Genomic DNA, 1,328 nt, shown 5'->3' with positions numbered 1-1,328 from the left:
TCTTCTGCTCCAAAAATAAATACACTGATTTCTTGTTCAGTACCATTCACGGTGATGACAAAATTTTCGACTACACGCTCTCCTGCATCGATATATTGAACCAGGCTATTATCAACCGCATAAGACCAAACGCCCCCATCTGTTATTGTCATTGTACCGAGTTGTCCAGTGCCTGATGTCGAACTTATAAATGTAACGCTCGCATCAAAATTAGCACTATCAGAATCGTCAACATCGGTGAACTGGAATCGACCACCGTCAATAAGTTGCTGTCCCGAAGTCACTTGGATATCTTCTGTTACGCTACCTCTTTCGAATGCGGTACCAACTGGTTGTATTATTGTTGGATCATCAGAGCCATTGATAGTAATAGTGATATCGTGAGTCGTACCATTTAATGTAACGGTATAAACTTCTGTTAATGTTTCATCTTCACCTAAATACTGTACCGCGCTGTTATCTACTTCATAAGACCAATTGCCATCAGCATCAATAGTAATATCACCGAGTGCAGTATCTCCAGCTTCTGCAGGTAAAAATTCAACGGTAGGAACAAAGTTTTCACTGTCTTCAGTATCGACATCAGTGAAAGTTAAGGTACCACTATCAGTTAACTTACTATCTGCTGTTACGTCAATATCTTCCGTTACTTCACCTAGATCACTATCTCCATTTTCAACTGTAATTTCAGTTACATCATCCACACCGTTGATAGTGATAACAATCTCTTGTTCAACACCATCTGTGGTCGTAACCTTAAAGGTTTCCACTAAGGTTTCAGTGTCATCTAACGATTGGATAGCGCCTTGCGTATTATCCGCGGCGTACGTCCAACTACCATCTGCTGCAATAGTCACTGCACCATAAGCACCCGTTACCGTTACGGGCGTAAAGGTGGTTGTATCGTTCGTATCTACATCGGTTAACGATAACGTGCCTGACGTGCTTAATGTCGCTGCATCATCTTCTGTTACGTCGCCCGTTGCATCGCCTGTCACAACGGATAAGTCATCCACACCGTTGATAGTGATTTCAATTTTTTGTTCAACACCATCACTAGTCGTAACCGTAAAGGTTTCTACTAACGTTTCAGTGTCATCTAACGATTGGATAGCGTCTTGCGTATTATCTGCTGCGTAAGACCAATCACCGTTGGCATCGATAGAAATAGTACCAAATTCACCCTCTACATCACCAACTACAAAGGTAGTTTCATCATCAACGTCTGATACCGTCAACGTGCCTGAAGCAGTTAAGGTCGCTGCCTCATCTTCGGTGACCTCTCCTTCGCTATTACCGCTAACCACGGAGATATCATTTACAGGATC

At 42.5% G+C, this 1,328-nt stretch carries 1 protein-coding gene; it reads right to left on the bottom strand.

What is annotated here, in order from left to right; all coding sequences use genetic code 11:
• The coding region (locus tag SP041_RS20665) for a VCBS domain-containing protein (protein WP_205961231.1) at positions 1–1,328 on the bottom strand (1,328 nt) is incomplete at both ends.

Source organism: Psychromonas sp. SP041 (assembly GCF_000470315.2).
Lineage (GTDB): Bacteria > Pseudomonadota > Gammaproteobacteria > Enterobacterales > Psychromonadaceae > Psychromonas.
This window is presented reverse-complemented; position numbering and strand designations above follow the sequence as displayed.